At 75.4% G+C, this 17,807-nt stretch carries 12 protein-coding genes; 3 read left to right on the forward strand and 9 right to left on the reverse strand.

Annotation, left to right across the window (positions count from 1 at the left end; genetic code table 11):
• Positions 1-5: 5 nt before the first annotated feature.
• The 6 genes from P3H78_RS11130 to P3H78_RS11155 form a co-directional block, all read right to left on the reverse strand.
• Positions 6-665: a DUF5825 family protein gene (locus P3H78_RS11130; RefSeq protein ID WP_276108713.1), complete on the reverse strand. Its 660-nt coding sequence runs from the start codon at positions 663-665 to the stop codon at positions 6-8.
• Positions 666-835: 170 nt separating this feature from the next.
• Positions 836-2,830 carry a RiPP maturation radical SAM C-methyltransferase gene (locus P3H78_RS11135; RefSeq protein ID WP_276108714.1) on the reverse strand — a complete coding sequence of 665 codons (1,995 nt, stop codon included), beginning with the start codon at positions 2,828-2,830 and terminating at the stop codon, positions 836-838.
• A gap of 84 nt (positions 2,831-2,914) precedes the next feature.
• Positions 2,915-3,037: a hypothetical protein gene (locus P3H78_RS11140; protein WP_256257095.1), complete on the reverse strand. Its 123-nt coding sequence runs from the start codon at positions 3,035-3,037 to the stop codon at positions 2,915-2,917.
• 57 nt (positions 3,038-3,094) lie between these two features.
• Positions 3,095-4,888 (reverse strand): S9 family peptidase, encoded by a 1,794-nt coding sequence (locus P3H78_RS11145; RefSeq protein ID WP_276108715.1) that lies wholly within the window; start codon positions 4,886-4,888, stop codon positions 3,095-3,097.
• Entirely contained in the window at positions 4,885-6,267 is a 1,383-nt protein-coding gene (locus P3H78_RS11150; RefSeq protein WP_276108716.1) for an MFS transporter, read from the reverse strand. The genes P3H78_RS11145 and P3H78_RS11150 overlap by 4 nt, the downstream gene beginning before the upstream one ends.
• A gap of 787 nt (positions 6,268-7,054) precedes the next feature.
• Positions 7,055-7,702 carry a nucleotidyltransferase family protein gene (locus P3H78_RS11155; protein ID WP_276108717.1) on the reverse strand — a complete coding sequence of 216 codons (648 nt, stop codon included), beginning with the start codon at positions 7,700-7,702 and terminating at the stop codon, positions 7,055-7,057.
• Positions 7,703-7,834: 132 nt separating this feature from the next.
• On the opposite strand from P3H78_RS11155, the gene P3H78_RS11160 reads away from it, so the two are divergent.
• Positions 7,835-10,594: a SpoIIE family protein phosphatase gene (locus tag P3H78_RS11160; RefSeq protein WP_276108718.1), complete on the forward strand. Its 2,760-nt coding sequence runs from the start codon at positions 7,835-7,837 to the stop codon at positions 10,592-10,594.
• 67 nt (positions 10,595-10,661) lie between these two features.
• On the opposite strand, the gene P3H78_RS11165 is transcribed toward P3H78_RS11160, so the two are convergent.
• From P3H78_RS11165 to P3H78_RS11175, 3 genes are all read right to left on the reverse strand, one after another.
• Positions 10,662-11,798: a phospholipase D-like domain-containing protein gene (locus tag P3H78_RS11165; RefSeq protein WP_276108806.1), complete on the reverse strand. Its 1,137-nt coding sequence runs from the start codon at positions 11,796-11,798 to the stop codon at positions 10,662-10,664.
• 268 nt (positions 11,799-12,066) lie between these two features.
• Entirely contained in the window at positions 12,067-12,396 is a 330-nt protein-coding gene (locus P3H78_RS11170) for a UBP-type zinc finger domain-containing protein (protein ID WP_276108719.1), read from the reverse strand.
• Between the two features lie 177 nt (positions 12,397-12,573).
• Entirely contained in the window at positions 12,574-13,197 is a 624-nt protein-coding gene (locus P3H78_RS11175) for a hypothetical protein (RefSeq protein WP_276108720.1), read from the reverse strand.
• Between the two features lie 242 nt (positions 13,198-13,439).
• On the opposite strand from P3H78_RS11175, the gene pgm reads away from it, so the two are divergent.
• A complete protein-coding gene (gene pgm / locus P3H78_RS11180) occupies positions 13,440-15,080 on the forward strand; it encodes a phosphoglucomutase (alpha-D-glucose-1,6-bisphosphate-dependent) (protein ID WP_276108721.1) in 1,641 nt (546 codons plus the stop codon).
• 171 nt (positions 15,081-15,251) lie between these two features.
• The gene (locus P3H78_RS11185; RefSeq protein ID WP_276108722.1) at positions 15,252-17,675 is read left to right on the forward strand and encodes an ATP-binding SpoIIE family protein phosphatase; all 2,424 of its coding nucleotides are present in this window, start codon (positions 15,252-15,254) and stop codon (positions 17,673-17,675) included.
• The last annotated feature ends 132 nt before the right edge of the window (positions 17,676-17,807 follow it).

A 17,807-nucleotide genomic window follows, 5' to 3' on the forward strand; every position in this document is an offset into this window, starting at 1 on the left:
GGAGGTCACACGGCCATCGCCTCCTGGAGCCACCGGGAGACACGGTAGGGCAGCCACCACGCGAGGTCGCCCACCCGCAGTGCCAGGTGCTCGGCCGTCAGCTCCCCCAGCACGTCGGCGGGGACGTCGGCGTGGTGGACGCCCCGGTCGAGCCGGGCGACCGCACCGGGGTAGCGGGGGTCGTCCGCGGTGAACCGCCGCAGGTCGCCCCAGCGCCGGTCGCGGATCTGGAGGAATCCGGGGCCCTGACGCCAGATCAGCTTGCAGAGGTAGTGGCGGGTGCGCCACACGTGCAGCGCGGTCTCCGGGTCGTCGGGGCCGGCGAGGGTGCGCGGCGGGTGCAGATGGGACAGCACCTTCCAGGTCCGCTCGGCCCCGTCCGCGGGCAGCCGCAGGTCCCAGTCGACCTGGACCGCCCGTGCGGTCAGGTCGCGGACCAGGCAGAGCCGGTCGACCGCCGCGCGGGCGGCGTCCGGGCCTGCCGCGGCGAGGTCCACGGCGGTGTCGAGTTCGGCCCGCCGCACGCCCATGGCCCACAGGCGCGCGGCGTCGCCGGGATCCGCCGCGAGTGGTACCCGGCCCAGGGACATGCCCGGCAGCGTCCGGGCCTCGGTGTCGTGGTCCCGCCAGGCCCGGACGGCCGGGCTCGGTGTACTGGTCGTCATGGTCGTCGGTCCTTGTCGGAGTCCGGAGTCGGAGTCGGGTCGGTGTCCGGTGCCGGGTGGGCGTCCGGAGCGGGATCGGGTTGGCGCCGGGCCCGGGCGCCGGAGCGGGATCGGGGCCGGGCCAGGGGAGCGAGGGAGCCGGGCCAGGGGAGCGAGGGAGCCGGGACGGGTCAGGGAAGCGCGGGAGCCGGGACCGCGTCCGCGGGGGCCCGCCCTCCCGACTGCCCGTCCTGCCCGGCCGGTCCGTCCTGCGCTTCCCGCCCGGTCCGCCCGGCCGCGGGTCGGGCGTGCACATGGCGCATGTAGTCCAGGCGCAGCAGGTCCTGGTTCACCGACGCGGGCGCGAGGTGCACGTACTGGCCCGCGTCGGTGAACGCCACGCCCAGCTCCGTCCACTCGGTGAGCAGCGTCCGGACGTCCTCGGCGGAGCGGTCGAAGCCGGCGGCGACGGCCTTGCGGTGCAGGGCCGCGGGGGAGTGCGGCTGGTCCAGGAGGCGGAAGAGCGCCACCGCGAACGGGTCGGCCAGCCGCAGCGTGCGCCAGTCGAAGGAATGCCGCCGGCTGACCAGGACGATCTCCTCGCCCAGGTCGGTGTGGGTGAGCCGGGCGTCGGTGTGGCGCTTCTTCCACGCGGCGATGCCCTCGTTGAGCCGCGCCACCGTCGGCTCGCCGATACCGCGTTCGGGCGCCTGGAAGACGTACGCCAGGTCGTGCAGCTCCTCCTCCGGCAGGTCGTAGGTGAACAGGTAGTGCTCCTCGGGCCTGAGCCCGGTGAAGCCCAGTTCCGGCCGGTCGAAGTACGGGCTGAAGCGTTCGACGGCGATCCGCGCCGACAGGTCCACCGGCGGGTTCAGGTGTTCCAGCGCGGGCAGTTGGCGGATCACGGGGTCGTAGTCCTCCGCGGTCTCGCCGGGGAAGCCGTGCAGGTAGTTCCAGGACACGGACAGCCCGGTCTCGGCCGCGTCCCGGAGCATGCGCACGTTCTGGCAGCCGCTGACGCCCTTGTCCATGAGGTCCAGCACCCGGCTGTTGAGGCTCTCGATGCCCGGCTGGACGTAGATGAGGCCGGCGTCGGCGAGGACCTGGAGCTGCGGGCGGCGCATGTTCGCCTTGATCTCGATGTGCATGCGCAGGTCGTAGCCGCTGTCGATGATCCGGGGCAGCACGGTGGACAGGTACCGCATGTCGAGGATGTTGTCGACGACGTACATGTCCAGGACGCGGTGCCGCTCCGCCAGGTCCATGATCTCCTGGAAGAACGTGTCCGGGCTCTTGCTGCGGAACTGCATGAAGGAGCCGTTCAGGCCGCAGAACGTGCAGTGGTGCTTCTCTCCCCACCAGCAGCCGCGGGCACCCTCGACCACCAGCTTCGGCTCGACCCAGTTGCGGGCCACCGAGCCGGCCAGGCGCTCGAAGTAGCCGCCGTAGTCCGGCGGCAGGATCGCCGCGGGCGGCAGCGGGCCGCCGGGCATGGGGTTGGCGGTGGACGTGGTCCCGCCGGCGCGGTGGCACAGTCCCGGGACGTCGGCCAGCGCGGCGGGCCCGGAGCCGTCGCCCAGCGCCCGGAGCAGCCGGGGGAAGGCGTCCTCGCCCTCGCCGCGCACCACGAAGTCGACGAAGGGGAAGTTGCGGTGCACGGCCGCCCCCTGCTCGGCGTCGCAGTTCGCGCCGCCCATCACGGTCACGACGTGCGGGGCGAGCCGCTTGATGTGCCGGGCCGCGGCCAGGGCGGCGGTGTTCTGCTGGAAGGTGGACGTCAACCCGACCACGTCGGGCGCGAGTTCGACGACCCGGCGGGCGATCTCCTCGACGAACTCGGGCACGATCTCGTGCAGCCGCCGGGTCATGCGCATCCGGGACGGCCGCAGCTTGCCGGTCATCGCCGTCGTGAACTCGGCGTCCTTCCAGGAGGGATCGTCGTACAGGGCGCTGGAGAAGACCCAGTCGCCGCAGCCGAGGAAGTAGGACGACAGCGCGTAGTACTCGTAGTCCTCGGCGGAGAACCCGGTGCGCCGGGTGATCCAGTCGGTGAACTCCAGGTTGGCGTGCAGCACCTCGCACGTCGCGCCCGCAACGCGCTCGTCGACACTGCGTTTGAGGATGCCCAGGGCCAGGGACGGCAGATCGATGGGGGACCAGGGCATGTTGAGCAGGAGAACGCGCACGGTCGGCTCCTTGGAGGGCGGGCTGGGGGAGGGACGGGGAGCCCGGCCGGCCCGCGGGGGTCCGCGGGCCGGCCGGGCCGCGGGTCACTCCTCGTCGCCGCCCTCGTCCGCGTTGCGGAACGGGACGGTGATGGTGATGCCGATGCCCGGCTTGCGGTTCTCCTCGTCGCCGGCGAGCGGGTCGTTGTGGATGATGTCCTTCTGCACGGTCTTCCTCCTTGTGTGAGTGGGGTGGTGCTGTGCGCTCCCGGTCCCGCTGTTGCCTCAGCGGGGCCGGGGTCCTCCCGCTGGTGCCGGGGGACGCGAGGGGGCGCGGGGCGCCGGTTCGGGCAGCCGGGTGCGCAGGAAGCGCAGGGACCGGCGGAGCACGGCCACGTGCGCCGCTCCGTCGTAGCCGTCGTGCCCGGTGTCGAGCCACAGGGCCTCGAACGGGACGTCCGCGGCGGCCAGCGCGGCGAGGTAGGTGCGGATCTGGCCGGGCGGGCACTTGGCGTCGCGGGTCGCCCCGACCACGAGCAGCGGCGCGGTGACCGCGGCCGCGTAGGTGAGCGGCGAGCTTCCGGCGTAGCGTTCCGGCACCTGGTCGGGGGTGCCGCCGAAGAGCCGGGCGTCCAGTGCCCGCAGCGCCGGCGTGGTCGCGCGGTGGGCGGCCACCCAGTCGGCCACCGGCTTCACGGCGATGCCGGCCCGCCACAGGCCCGGGCGGGTGCCGAGGGCCAGCAGGACCAGATAGGCGCCCCAGGACACGCCCCACAGCGCACAGGCCTCGCCGGCCACCAGACCGCGCGCGACGAGGTCGGCGCGGACCGCGGCCAGATCGGCGACCTGGGTGTGCCCCACCCCGGCGGGGAAAGCCCGCCGCCAGCGCGGGCCGTATCCGGTGGAGCCGCGGTAGTTGACGCGGACGACGGCGTACCCGGAGGCCACCAGCGAGTGCACCGTGGCGTCGTAGGCGTCCCGGTCGTGGTCGGCGGGACCGCCGTGCACCAGGAAGACCGCGGGCGGCGGGGCGGCGCCGGAGGTGTCCGGCAGGCTCAGCAGGGTGTGCACCCGGCCCGAGGACGTGGGCGTCCACAGCTCGGTGTGGCGCCCGGGGACGACGGCACGGGGGCCCGGCGGGGGGAGCGCGATGCCGTCCGTCGCACGCAGGACGGGCGCGTGGGCGGTGTCGGTCCACAGGTAGTCGACCGCGCCCCCGGGGCGCGGTGCCGCGTCGAGCACGCTGCCGGGGGGCGTGGGCACGGCCTCCCGGCTGCGGGTGCCGAGGTCCACGCGGTGCAGCAGGGAGCGGCCGTGCCGGTCCTGGCGGACCAGCACCCGGCGCGCGTCCGGGTACCAGCGGGCGCTGACCTCGGTGTCGAAGGCGCACCAGTCGTGGGCCCGCAGCCCGTCCTCCGGTGTCCACGTGGCCGGGGCGTAGCGGTCGCCGAGGTCCCGCACGAGCAGCAGCTCGCGGCTCCCGGGCCGGGGCGAGAAGCCCTGGCACCACAGCCGGCTGCCGGGCCCGCCCGGACCGGGCAGCACCGCGGCGGTGCGGCCGTCGCGGGCGACGACCGTGACGGCCGCGGCGTCGTCGGCGGAGGACGCCAGGGCGATCAGGGCGCCGTCCGGGGTGATCCCGCCCAGCCGGCAGCCCCCGGGCACCCGCAGCACCTCGTGCGGGACGCGGCCGCGCCGGCCCACGAGCACCACGGTCCCCGGGCCGCGGTCGACGGCGGCGGCGACCGTCCCGTCCGCGGTCACGGCCAGTCCGCGCGGCTGCCCGGCCGGCGCTCCGGGCAGGCCGGGCAGCCGCGGACCGCCGTCGAACGGCTGGAACCACCAGCGGCCCCGCCCCGAGGCGTCCTCCTCGAACCACCACACGCAGCCGTCTGCGTCGATCGCGCGATGGACCGTGCCGCCGGGACGGTCGGTGACCTGGCGGGCCCGCCGGGCGGCGGCGTCCCACGCGAACACCTCGCACCGGCCGCCGGAGTCCGCGGTGAACACCATCCGGCACGGGTCCGACGGGCACACGTCGGGGAGCGCGGCCACGAACACCTGGAACGGACTGGTCATGACCGGCCCCCCGGGGCTGGGACCGTCGGGTCCGCCGGGCGGGCCGGGCCGGACCCGCCCGCGGGCTCCGGTGCGGACGCGGCCGGGCGCAGCGCGGTGCGCGCCGTGCGCTGCGTGTGCACGGCGAGCAGGGCCAGGACGGCGGTGCACAGCAGCGCCGGGGCCGGGGCGCCGACCCGGACGACCAGGGCGGCCGCGACGGCGGGCGCGGCGGCTGCCGCCAGGGCGCCCGAGGTGCCGAGGACGGCGCCGGTCCGCGACTGCACCTCGCGCGGCACGGCGAGCACGGCCGCCCCGCCCAGCACGACGGTCACCACCGGCATGACCAGGCAGAGCGCGCAGAAGCACAGCGCCCAGCGCCACGGGCCGTCGGCCGCCGCCAGCGCGGCGCACGACGGCACGAGCAGCCAGGTGGCCGCGGTCAGCGACCGGTGGCCGCCGAACCGGCGCACCACCCTCGGCGCCGCCAGCGAACCGGCCAGGCCCGCCGCGCCGGACGCCGCGAGCACCGCGCCGGTGGCGGCGCCGCCGGCGCCGGCTCCCAGGACGAACACCGCCGTGTAGAACAGCAGCGCCAGCGCCCCGCTCGCCGCCGTCGACCACAGCAGCACCAGCCGCAGTGCGGGGGAGCGGACCACGGCGGCCGCGCCCGCCCGCAGCTCACCCCGGGCCGGCCCGCGGCGCCGGGGTGCGGGGCCCGGAGGGAGCACCCCCGCGTCCACGGGGCCCGCGGGGCCGTCCAGCGGTGCACGGATCGCGCGCACCCCGACCGCGGCCACGAGGTAGGACACCGCGTCGACGGCGAACGGCAGGAAGCGGCTCACCCCGAACAGCGCACCGCCCAGCGCCGGCCCCGCCACCAGGGCCGCCTGGTCGCCCGCCTGGATGCCGGCCACGGCCCGCGGCAGGTCCTCCGGGTCCGCCAGCCGGGCGAGCGCGCCGCGCGCCGCCGCCTCGTACGCCGTCGCGCTCAGCCGCTCCGCGCACGCCAGACCCAGCAGCACCCACAGCGGCGGATGCCACCGGCACGACACGGCCAGGCCCGCCGTCGCCAGCGCCGCCACCGCGGCGGCCCCGGTCATGATCCGGCGCCGCCTCCCCCGGTCGGCGGGCACGGCGACGAGCGGGCCGAGGAGCACACCGGCGAGGGCGGCCGCGGCGGCGACGGCGCCCGCGGTTCCGGGGCCGTGTCCCAGCCGCAGGAGCAGCAGCGGGAACACCAGGCCGGACGCCTGGCTGCCCAGGCCGTCGACGGCGTTGACGCCCCACAGGACGGCGAGGTCCCGCCGCCCGCCCGTGCGGGCCGCGGGAGCCGCCGCCGTGGGCGCGGTGTCCGGCGCCGACTCCTCGCCGCCGGCGCGCTGCGGTGCCCGAGACACGTCGATGTCCCCTACCCCCCTGGAAGCGCCGCCGGCCCCCCTGGTGGGAGGTCACCGGAATACGGACGCGAGAGCGACGGGCCGACCGGTGACCGGCCGTCGTGTGTGGGAAATGTGCACGAAGTGCGAAAGCGAGCGGGAGCCTAATCACCGCGGCGCGACGGGAACAAGGGCCCGGAGGCTCCTCGCGGCGTACCCGCCGGACCGGATATGGCCGACCGGCGTCTGGCCCGGCCCGCGGGCGGCGGTCCTCGCACTCCGCCCCGCCCGCCGCGCCGGCGGGCCCCGGCAGCGCCGTCCCGGCGCTTCGCGATCGTGTACCGGGGGTCCGCCCCGGCCCCGGGCCCGCCGTGCCGCCGGACCGTCGCCGGGTGTGCTCCGGGCATGTGCGCGGGGCCGCGGACCTCCTGGCGGGCCCCCGCCGGCCGGCCCGTCCCCGTGTCGGTACCGGCGTTCCGGGGGGCAACGGGAGCGCTCTCCGTCCAGGGTCGCGCCGCCCGTGCACGGGGCGCGCCGCGCGGTCGGACCGGGTGCCGTGGGGGCCCGGGGCCGGTCGTGGCGGGTGCGGCACATTGGCCGACAACTCCCCCCGCCCGCGGCGCGACGGCCATGCTGCATTCCGCCCCGGTCCGTGACGGGGGTGCGGGTGATGCGTGCCGTGCGGGCGGTACGGGGTGGAATGCCGTGCCGGCGGTGCGGCCGTGGGGGCGGGTGTTCGGCGCTCGGCCGGGGGGGTGCGCCGCCGGGTGCTCCGGCAGGTGGACCGCGCGATCCGGGCGGAGAGGGCTCAGGGCCGGGCCGTGGAGGTGCCGGAGTCGTGCCGGGCCGGTGCGCCGGGCGCGGTCGGCCAGTCCAGCACGGTCAGCTCCGGCCACTGCCGTCGCCAGCGGGCCGTCTTCGCGGCGTACACCTCCGGCGGGGCCAGGACCGGGTTGGGGCGGACGACGAGGTGGAAGACGTCCGAGAGGCCGTGGGGCGCGTAGACGCGCCAGTGGCCGTCGGCCTCCAGCCGCACCCCGAGACAGCACGTGGTCGCCGCGAAGGAGTCGATCGCCGCCTCGGTGGAGGTGTGCGGGGCGCACGGGACGCCGTACCTGTCCTCGTACCAGAGGTGCACACGGGCCTCGTTGCGGATCTCCACCGTGGCCGGCAGGCCGTCGAACAGCTTCCCGCCCGCCCGGATCACCGCGTCCTCCGCCTCCCAGGACAGGTCGCCGCCGTCGAAGTAGAAGAGGTCGTAGTCCCTGATCCCGGCGGCGGGCGGCCGTCCCGTGACGACGTTCCACACCGTCTGGAACAGGCATCCCGCCGTCAGGTACCAGCCGGGCAGGGCGAGCCCGGCGGCCCGGTGCAGCACCTCCAGCAGGATCTCGTTCCGGGAGAGCGTGGTCCGGAGGGCGGCGAGCTGCTCGTCGAGCGGGAGGCGACCGGTCATCGCATACGACTATCACGCCCGGTCCGGGCCCGGCGGGCGGCCCCGGAAGGGGTGGGGAGCGGGGGTGCGGGGAAGGGGCCCCTTGGCGGCATGGGGGTGACGGGCCGGGCAGGGGGGTGTTAGAAAGGCGAGATGTCAGACCGTTTTGCCCGGCTTCGACGTATATCGCTGCGGCCTTTCCCGGGGAAGAGCCCGCGGAGCGTCGCCGGGCAGGTGTTCCTCCTGCAGGTGGCGCTCGTCGTGCTGCTCGTGGCCTGCGGGGTCTTCGCGCTGGTCCTGCAGTCCCAGCGGGACACCGACGCCGAGGCCAAGCGCCGCTCCATCGCCGTGGCGCAGACCTTCGCGCACTCCCCGGGCGTCCTGACCGCGCTGCAGACGCCCCGGCCGACGAAGGTGCTGCAACCGCTCACCGAGGCCGGGCGCAAGTCCGCGGGCGTGGACTTCATCGTGGTCATGAACACCAAGGGCATCCGCTACACCCACCCCCTTCCGAGCCGGATCGGCAAGCGCTTCGTAGGCACGATCGGGCCGTCCCTGGCGGGCAGGGTCTACACCGAGAGCGTGCACGGACCCCTCGGTCAGGAGGTGCAGGCCACCGTCCCGATCAGGAACCCGCAGGGCAAGGTCGTCGCGCTCGTCTCGGCCGGACTGAAGGTCAAGAACGTCACCAACCAGGTCGACCGGCAGATCCCGATCATCCTCGCGGCCGGGGCGGGCGCGCTCGGCGTGGCCACCGGCGTGACCGCGCTCGTCGGCCGGAGGCTGCGGCGGCAGACCCACAGCCTGGACCCGTACGAGATGTCCCGCATGTACGAGCACCACGACGCCGTGCTGCACTCGGTGCGCGAGGGCGTCCTGATCATCGCGGAGGACGGACGGCTGCTGCTCGCCAACGACGAGGCCAGGCGGCTGCTGCAACTGCCCGACGACTCCGAGGGCCGCAAGGTGTCCGAGCTGCCCATACTGGAACCGGAGACCGCGGCACTGCTCACCTCCGGCCGCGAGGCCACCGACGAGGTCCACGTGGCCGGACCGCGGCTGCTCGCCGTCAACCAGCGGCCCACCGGCGCCGACGGCGGCCCCCGGGGCTGGGTGGTCACCCTCCGCGACTCCACCGAACTCCAGCAGGTCTCCGGCCGCGCCGAGGTCGCCGGCGAGCGCCTCAAGCTGCTCTACGACGCCGGCCTCGTCATCGGCACCACTCTGGACGTGTCCCAGACCGCCGGCGAACTGGCCCGCGTCGCCGTTCCCCGCTTCGCCGACTTCGTCACCGTGGACCTGGCCGACACCGTCCTGCACGGCGAGGAACCGGCCACCACGGCCACCGGCATGCGGCGCATCGCCGTCCACGGCGTCCGGGAGGACCCCCCGCTCTACGAGAAGGGCCGGCTGATCGACTTCCTGCCCTCCACCCCGCAGGCCCGCGGCTTCCACGCCGGGCACGCCGTGCTCGTCGCCGACCTGTCCGGTTCCATGGGCTGGCACGCCCAGGACCCCCAGCGCGCCGACGCGATCGTCAACTACGGCATCCACTCGCTCATCGTGGCGCCCATCCAGGCCCGCGGCGTGGTGCTCGGCATGGCCAACTTCTGGCGCGCCAAGGAGCACGGCCCCTTCGACGCGGAGGAGCTGTCGCTCGCGGAGGAACTCGTCGCGCGGGCCGCCGTCAGCATCGACAACGCCCGCCGCTACACCCGTGAGCACGCCCTCGCCGTCACCCTCCAGCGCAGCCTGCTGCCGCGCGCCCTGCCCGAGCAGAGCGCCCTGGAGGTCGGCTACCGCTACCTGCCCGCCCAGTCGGGCGTCAGCGGCGACTGGTTCGACGTGATCCCGCTGCCCGGCAGCCGTGTCGCCCTCGTCGTCGGCGACGTCGTCGGGCACGGTCTGCACGCCGCGGCCACCATGGGGCGGCTGCGGACCGCGGTGCACAACTTCTCCACCCTCGACCTGCCCCCCGACGAGCTGCTGCAGCACCTGGACGACCTGGTCGGCAGGATCGACCAGGACGAGGAGAGCAACCAGGGCGCCGCTGCCGTGGTCGGCGCCACCTGCCTGTACGCCATCTACGACCCCGTGACCCGCCGCTGCGCCATGGCCCGTGCCGGGCACCTGGCACCCGCGCTGGTCGCCCCCGACGGCAGCGTCACCTTCCTCGACCTGCCCACCGGGCCGCCGCTCGGCCTCGGCGGCATGCCGTTCCAGACGGCCGAGGTGGAACTGGCCGAGGGCACCCAGCTCGTCCTCTACACCGACGGCCTGATCGAGGACCGCACCCGCGACCTGGACGTGGGCATGGAACTGCTCCGCCAGTCCCTGGCGGGCCACCCCGAGCGCCCGCCGGAGGAGAGCTGCGGCGCCGTGCTGGAGGAACTGCTCCCCGAGCGGCCGCAGGACGACGTCGCCCTGATGATCGCCCGCACCCGCGCCCTGCCCGCCGCCCGGATCGCCGACTGGGACGTGGAACCGGAGGCCGCCGCGGTCGCCGGGATCCGCGCCGAGGCGTCCGCGAAGCTCGACGAGTGGGGCCTGTCCGAGCTGGCCTTCACCATGGAGCTGGTGCTGTCCGAACTGGTCACCAACGCCATCCGCTACGGCATGGAGCCCATCCACGTCCGCCTCATCCACGACCGCGCGCTGATCTGCGAGGTGTCCGACGGCAGCAGCACCTCCCCGCACCTGCGGTACGCCGCGACCACCGACGAGGGAGGCCGCGGCCTGTTCCTGGTGTCCAGGACCGCCGAGCGCTGGGGCACCCGCTACATCCCGCAGGGCAAGGTCATCTGGGCGGAACTCGCCCTGCCCGAGCCGGGCGGCACCGGCGAGCCCGACGGCATCGCCGGCCCCTGGGCGGCCCTCCTCGAGGACGACTCCCCGGACACCCTGGCGGAGTGACCGCGCCGGGACCCGGCCCGGGGGCGGGCAGCCGCCCCCGGGCCGGGTCCCGGGCGCGTGCCGAGGGTCAGAGGAAGCGGCGGACCGGGGCCACCGCGAGCTCGCGGAGGCGCTGGCCGACCGGGCGGCGCCGCCAGCGGGACGCGTCCATCGCCTCGCTGCGCTCCATGTCCCGCTCGAAGTCGCCGTCGAGGTCCGCCGTGAAGTCCTCGTCCAGCACGGCCAGCATGACCTCCTCGTCGTGCTCCATCGACCGCCGGTTGAAGTTGGTCGAGCCGATCAGCGAGGCCACCCCGTCCACCGTGATGATCTTCGTGTGGAGCATGGTCGGCTGGTACTGGCGGATGACCACGCCCGCGTCCAGCAGCGTCTGGTAGTGCTGCTGGCCCGCCAGCTGGCAGGCCCGCTGGTCGGTGTACGGGCCGGGCAGCAGGATCTCCACGGTCACCCCGCGCCGTGCCGTGGCGGCCAGCAGATCGACGAAGTAGACGTCCGGCGCGAAGTACGCCGTGGCCAGGCGGAACCGGTGCTCGGCCGAGGTGAGCACCACCCGGATCAGCGTCTGCATGTCCTGCCACCCGAAACTGGCCGAGCCGCGCACCACCTGCACCGTGGCCCGCCCCGGCTGCTCGTGGCCGGTGAACCGGTCGTGCTCGTCGTACAGCGTGTCGTGGCACTCGGCCCAGTTCTGCGCGAAGGCGGCGGCGATGCCGTCGACGGCCGGGCCGCGGACCTGCACGTGCGTGTCGCGCCACTCGCCCGGATTGCGCGCGTCCCCGCACCACTCCTCGGCGATGCCGACCCCGCCGGTGAAGGCCACGGACTCGTCGACGATCAGCGCCTTGCGGTGGCAGCGGTGGTTCTGCTTGAGCGGCGACAGCCGGGTCGGCCGGCGGAACCACGCGACCTGCACCCCCGCCGCGTCCATCTCGTCCAGCAGTTCCTGCTCGATCTCCTTGGCGCCGAAGCCGTCGAGCAGCAGCCGGACCCTGATGCCGTCACGGGCGCGTTCGGCGAGCGCCCCGGCGAACTCGCGGGCGATCTCGCCGCGCCAGTACACGAAGGTCATCATGTCGATGGTGTGCCGGGCCGAGCGCACCGCCTCGAGCATGGCCGGGAAGATGGCGTCGCCGTTGCGCAGCGGCACCAGCTCGTTGCCCTCGGTCGCGGCGATGCCCAGCAGTCGCTCCAGTCGTCTTCGCAGCCGCTGCTTGCGGGCGGCGACGGAGCTCTCCGCACCGCCGTCCCCGCCGCCGGCCGGGGCCGGTGCGTCCGTGAACGGGGCCGTCGTGGTCGTCGTGTCTTCCGCCGTAGGTCGCACGGTCCGCCTCCTGATGGGTGCACGCCCTCACCGGGCGGGCGGCCCGGGAGCTGCCTGTGGCGCAGGTTGGGCTACGTATACCAAGCTGCGGCGACGGCATGCCCCCGCCCGGCGAACGTGGCCTGCGCCACACCGGCACGGGCCGTCCCGGTCACGCCGTTCGCGCGCCCGGCCGCCGCGCCCGGTCCAGGAAGACCTCGTCGACGTAGCACCACGCCCAGGCCTCGCCCGGCTCCACGGAGCGGGCCACGGGGTGCCCGGTCGCCGCGAAGTGCGCGGTGGCGTGGGCGCCGCCGGAACTGTCGCAGCAGCCGACGTGACCGCAGGTCAGGCACTGCCGCAGATGCACCGGGGTCCGGCCCCGCGCCCGGCACTGCGCACACCGTGGAGCGCGCGGCCGGCGGGCCGCCGGCCCGTCCAGGTGCGCGCACGCCCGCCCCTCGGGCCGCCCGCCGTCCACCCGCACCGTCCAGACCGCCATCGCCGACCTCTCCCTCGCTCCGGCCACACTCCCGTCCCCCCTGGCTTCCGTCCCCGGGGCGCCCCCGGTTGCGGTCCCGGCGCCGGTCGCGGCCACGCCTGCGCCGGGTGCGTCGGACACCGACAGGGCCGGGTGCCCGGTGGCAGGGGATCCGACGCGTGCCCCGCGGGGCACCGGTCAGTAGCGCTGCGCCTTCGCCAGGGCGGGCGTCAGCCGCGGTTCGGCCGGAGAGCGGCTGAACGCGATCGGCTGGGCCTTCCTGCCCGGTGCGAGGTTCTCCGCACCGACGTACCGGGTCTCCACCACGTGCCCGTCGGCGTTCTTGAAGTCGACCTGCACGGCGTACGACGCCTTGTGGTCCGTCCTGTTGGTGATGGTGACCAGGACGGCGAGCACCCCGCCGGTCCGCGCCCGGGGCAGGCCCTGCATGGACACCTCCGGCAGCGCGTTCCCGCGCCCGGCCACGTTCTTCAGCTCCTTCTGCGCCGTCGCCGCGGCGCGGGCGGTGTCCGCGGACACCGACGCCTCGAACTCCGAGGCGCGGGCCGCGGCCGACGACGCGGCGGCCGAGGCGGAGGCCTGCGCGGAGCCGACGGCGGACGCGGCGGACGAGGCCATCGCGGAGGGAGGCGAGCCCGAGAAGGAGGCGGTGTTCGGGGAGGCCGGGGACGAGGCCGCCGGGCCCGAGCCGCCGCCGCTGCCGCACCCCGCGAGCACCGCGGCGGCCGCTGCGCACAGGAGGACGGCGGGGGTGAGGCGCGGGCGCCGCCCGCGCACGCGTGGGGAGAGGCTCGGAGACATGACGGTTTCCTCCGGTCCGGGAACGCGTACGCCCATCATCGGCCGGGGGTGCGCGGGACGCGACTCGGTATCCCGCGCACCCGGCCGGCGCCCCCCACCGCCCGTCCCGCGCCCGGGGCCGTCCGCGCCCCCGGCGCACCCCGGCCCGTCCCGCGTGTCCGGCCCGTCCCGCGCATACCGCGGCCCCGGGGAGGAAAAATGAGACCGCGAGCGCAGGACAACCGAGGCGGAGGAACGGACCCATGCCGCACGAGCGAGCGGGCAGCCCCGCGGGCCCCGAGGACCTGATCGACGTCGCCCGACTGGTCACCGCGTACTACGCCCTGCACCCCGACCCCGCCGACCCGGCGCAGCGCGTGGCGTTCGGGACCTCCGGCCACCGCGGATCGTCCCTGGCGAGCGCGTTCAACGAGGACCACATCGCCGCCACCAGCCAGGCCATCTGCGAGCACCGCACCGCGCAGGGCACCGACGGCCCCCTCTTCCTCGGCGCCGACACGCACGCCCTGTCGGAGCCCGCGAAGGTCACCGCGCTGGAGGTGTTCGCCGCGAACGGCGTGACCGTGCTCCTCGACGACGCGGACGGCTACACCCCGACCCCGGCCGTCTCGCACGCCATCCTCACCCACAACCGCGGCCGCACCTCCGGGCTCGCCGACGGGGTGGTCGTGACGCCCTCGCACAACCCGCCCGCCGACGGCGGCTTCAAGTACAACCCGCCGAGCGGAGGACCCGCCGCCTCCGACGCCACCTCCTGGATCCAGGACCGCGCCAATCGCATCGTCGCGGGTGGTCTGAAGGAGGTACGCCGCATTCCCTACGCCGCCGCACGCACCGCCGACACCACCGGCCGGTACGACTTCCTCGGCAGCTACGTCTCCGACCTGCCCGCCGTGCTCGACCTGGACGCGGTCCGCGCGTCCGGCGTGCGCATCGGCGCCGACCCGCTCGGCGGGGCGTCGGTCGCCTACTGGGGCCGGATCGCCGAGCAGCACGGCCTCGACCTCACCGTGGTCAATCCGCACACGGACCCCACCTGGCGCTTCATGACGCTGGACTGGGACGGCCGGATCCGCATGGACTGCTCCTCCCCGTACGCCATGGCCTCGCTCATCGGGCAGCGCGACCGCTACCGCATCGCCACGGGCAACGACGCCGACGCCGACCGGCACGGCATCGTCACCCCCGACGCGGGCCTCATGAACCCCAACCACTACCTCGCCGTCGCCATCTCCTACCTCTACCGCCACCGCCCGCAGTGGCCGGCCGGCACCGGCGTCGGCAAGACCCTGGTGTCGTCGGGGATGATCGACCGGGTCGCCGCCGACCTCGGCCGCGAACTGGTCGAAGTGCCGGTCGGGTTCAAGTGGTTCGTGGACGGCCTCGCCGGCGGGACGCTCGGGTTCGGCGGGGAGGAGTCGGCCGGCGCCTCGTTCCTGCGCCGCGACGGATCGGTGTGGACGACGGACAAGGACGGCATTCTGCTGGCCCTGCTCGCCGCCGAGATCACGGCCGTCACCGACCGGACGCCCTCCGAGCACTACACCGGACTCACCGCCCGCTTCGGGGACCCCGCCTACGCCCGTATCGACGCACCCGCGACCCGCGAGCAGAAGGCGCTCCTGGCCAGGCTCTCGCCCGCCCAGGTCACCGCCCGGACCCTCGCCGGCGACGAGGTCACCGCGGTGCTCACCGAGGCCCCCGGCAACGGGGCCGCGATCGGCGGCATCAAGGTCACCACCGGCCACGCCTGGTTCGCGGCCCGCCCCTCCGGCACCGAGGACGTCTACAAGATCTACGCCGAGTCCTTCCGCGGGCCCGGCCACCTCGCCGAGGTGCAGGAGGAGGCCCGGGCGGTGGTGTCGGCGGCCCTCGGCGACTGACGGGCCGCGGCCGCCCGGGATCAGGGCGGCTGCCCCGGCGCCCCGGTCGGCGGGACGTCCCCGCAGGCCCGCTGCGGGTACCGGGCGCCGGGACACGCGGGGATCCATGTGAGAACGTAGTGCCAGGAAAGCCTTCCCGCGGATGGGATCGGCAGTATGGGCCTGAGCGACATGGCGTACCCACACCGGATCGATCCGTTCGGGATCACGTCCGCCGCCGTGGTCCTGGTGGACGCGCGCGGCCTGATCCACTACTGGAACCGCAGGGCGCAGACCCTCCTCGGCCACCCCGCCGCCCATGTCCTCGGCCGGCCGGTGACCTCCGTCCTGGCCGGCGAGGACGCGCTGGCGTCCTTCATCGCCGGGCGCCGCCGGGTCGGCGACGGCTGGGAGGGCGTGATCACGGCACGCCACCGGGCGGGCCACCGCGTCGACCTGGCCGTACGCACCTGCCCCCTGAGCAACGGCCACGGCGCCCGCTGGCTGGCGGTCGCCTGCGAGGTCACCGCCCTGCGCGGCTGGGAGCTCGACCAGGCGCTGGTGCGGGGCCTGCTGGAGGAGTCCGCCCTCGGCGTCGGCGTCCTCGACACCGACCTGCGCTTCCACCGGATCAACCGGGTGCTGGCCGGCATGGAGGGCCTCCTGCCCGCCGGCCGTCCCGGCCCGGAGACCGCCGGCCCGCACCCGGTCCCGCCCACCGTGGAGGCCCAGGCCCGGCAGGTGCTGATGTCCGGGCGGGTGCCGCTCGCCGTGGAGCAGGTGGCGGCGCCCCGGGGGGACCAGGAGGACGCCGAGCGGGGCCATCTCCGACTGCGCTCCTCGTTCCCGCTCCGGGACCCGGACGGGAAGATGCTCGGGGTGTGCCACACCGCGGCCGCCTTCACCGTCGAGGACCGGGCCCGCGAGCGGCTCACCCTGGTCAACGAGGCGGGTCAGCGCATCGGCACCTCCCTGGACCTGCACCGCACCGTGCACGAGCTGGGCGAGGTCCTGGTGCCCCAGCTCGCCGACTTCGCCGCCGTCGACCTCTTCGAGGGCGTCCTCACGGCCAAGGAGCTCACCGCTCGGCAGCTGACCGGCGACACACTCCAGCGAGCCGCCCACCTGTCCATCCACCAGGACCTGCCCGAGGCCGTCGTCGCGCTCGGGGAGCCGGCCGCCTACCCGGCCCAGTCCCCCCAGCGGCGCTGCCTCACCACCGGCCGCACGGTCCGCGACCCCGTCCTGGACCCCTCGACCTGGTGGCTCTCCGGGGACTCCCAGCGCCGGACCCGCCTGGAGACACTCGGCGTGCACTCGCACCTGACCGTGCCCCTGCGGGCACGTGGCGTCACCATGGGCGTCGTCACGCTGCTCCGGTGGGAGAACCAGCAGGCCTTCGACGAGGACGACCAGCTCCTCGTCGAGGAACTGGTGGCCCGCGCGGCCGTGTGCGTGGACAACGCCCGCCGGTTCGCCCGCGAGCACGACGCGGCACTCGCCCTGCAGACCAGCCTGCTGCCCCCCGACGTGCCCGAGCACACCGCGGTCGACGTCGCGTTCCGCTATCTGCCCACCGACGCGGAGGCAGGCGTCGGCGGCGACTGGTTCGACGTCATCCCGCTCTCCGGCGCCCGGGTCGCCCTGGTCGTCGGGGACGTCATCGGGCACGGCATCCACGCCGCGGCCAGCATGGGCCGGCTGCGGGCCGCCGTGCAGACCCTGGCCGACCTGGACCTGCCCCCCGACGAACTCCTCGCCCACGTCGACGACCTGGTGCTGCGCCTCGCGGAGGAGGCGGAGGCGGCCCCGGGCGGGCCGAAGGTCATCGGCGCGACCTGCGTGTACGCCGTGTACGACCCGATCTCGCGCCGCCTCCAGGTGGCCCGCGCCGGCCACCCGAGCCCCGCCATCGCCCACCTCACCCAGCCCGTGGAATACCCCGACATCCCCGCCGGACCGCCGCTCGGCCTGGGCGGCCTGCCCTTCGAGTCGGCCGAGCTGGAGGTGGAGGAGGGCAGCGTCATCGCGCTCTACACGGACGGCCTCATCGAGGCGTCCGACCGCGACGTCGACGTGGGCTTCGAGCGGCTCTCCTTCGCCCTGGCCCACCCGGACCGGCCGCTGGAGGAGATCTGCGACACGATGGTCCGCATCCTGCTGCCGGACCATCCGCCCGACGACGTCGCCTTCCTCGTCGCGCGCACCCGTGCGCTCAGCCCCGACCTCGTGGCCACCTGGGAGGTGCCCCCGGACCCGGCCGCCGTGCAGGAGGCCCGCGGCAACACCGCCCGGAAAGTGGCCGAATGGGGCCTGGACGACTGCGCGTTCACCGCCGAACTCGTGGTGAGCGAGCTGGTGACCAACGCGATCACCCACGCCTGCGGGCCCATCACGCTCCGCCTCATCAACGAACGGCACCTCATCTGCGAGGTGTCGGACGGCGGGAGCACGTCACCCCACCTGCGCCGGGCCCAGGCCACCGACGAGGGCGGGCGGGGACTCTTCCTGGTCGCCCAGGTCGCCCAGCGCTGGGGCACGCGCTACACGCCCACGGGCAAGACGATCTGGGCCGAACTCCAACTCCCGCCCCCGGCGGGGCGCGCCACGGCCTGAGCGGCGGGCGCCGGCCGCCGCCCGCGTCCCCCACCGGGCACGGATCCGTCCGGCCCGGGTTCGCCGTCCGGTCCGGGGAATTCGCCCCGCCGACTCTCCGGTCGCGGGCGATCGCGCCGGACCGCCCGCCGT

The sequence above is a fragment of the Streptomyces tropicalis genome (genome assembly GCF_029269835.1).
In the GTDB taxonomy this organism is placed as follows: domain Bacteria; phylum Actinomycetota; class Actinomycetes; order Streptomycetales; family Streptomycetaceae; genus Streptomyces; species Streptomyces tropicalis.

Coding starts and splice junctions, on each gene's coding strand:
- P3H78_RS11145 (WP_276108715.1), bottom strand. CDS start 4,888: ATGACCAGTCCGTTCCAGGTGTTCGTGGCCGCGCTCCCCGACGTGTGC.
- P3H78_RS11160 (WP_276108718.1), top strand. CDS start 7,835: ATGTCAGACCGTTTTGCCCGGCTTCGACGTATATCGCTGCGGCCTTTC.
- P3H78_RS11155 (WP_276108717.1), bottom strand. CDS start 7,702: ATGACCGGTCGCCTCCCGCTCGACGAGCAGCTCGCCGCCCTCCGGACC.
- pgm (WP_276108721.1), top strand. CDS start 13,440: ATGCCGCACGAGCGAGCGGGCAGCCCCGCGGGCCCCGAGGACCTGATC.
- P3H78_RS11130 (WP_276108713.1), bottom strand. CDS start 665: ATGACGACCAGTACACCGAGCCCGGCCGTCCGGGCCTGGCGGGACCAC.
- P3H78_RS11175 (WP_276108720.1), bottom strand. CDS start 13,197: ATGTCTCCGAGCCTCTCCCCACGCGTGCGCGGGCGGCGCCCGCGCCTC.
- P3H78_RS11185 (WP_276108722.1), top strand. CDS start 15,252: ATGGCGTACCCACACCGGATCGATCCGTTCGGGATCACGTCCGCCGCC.
- P3H78_RS11170 (WP_276108719.1), bottom strand. CDS start 12,396: ATGGCGGTCTGGACGGTGCGGGTGGACGGCGGGCGGCCCGAGGGGCGG.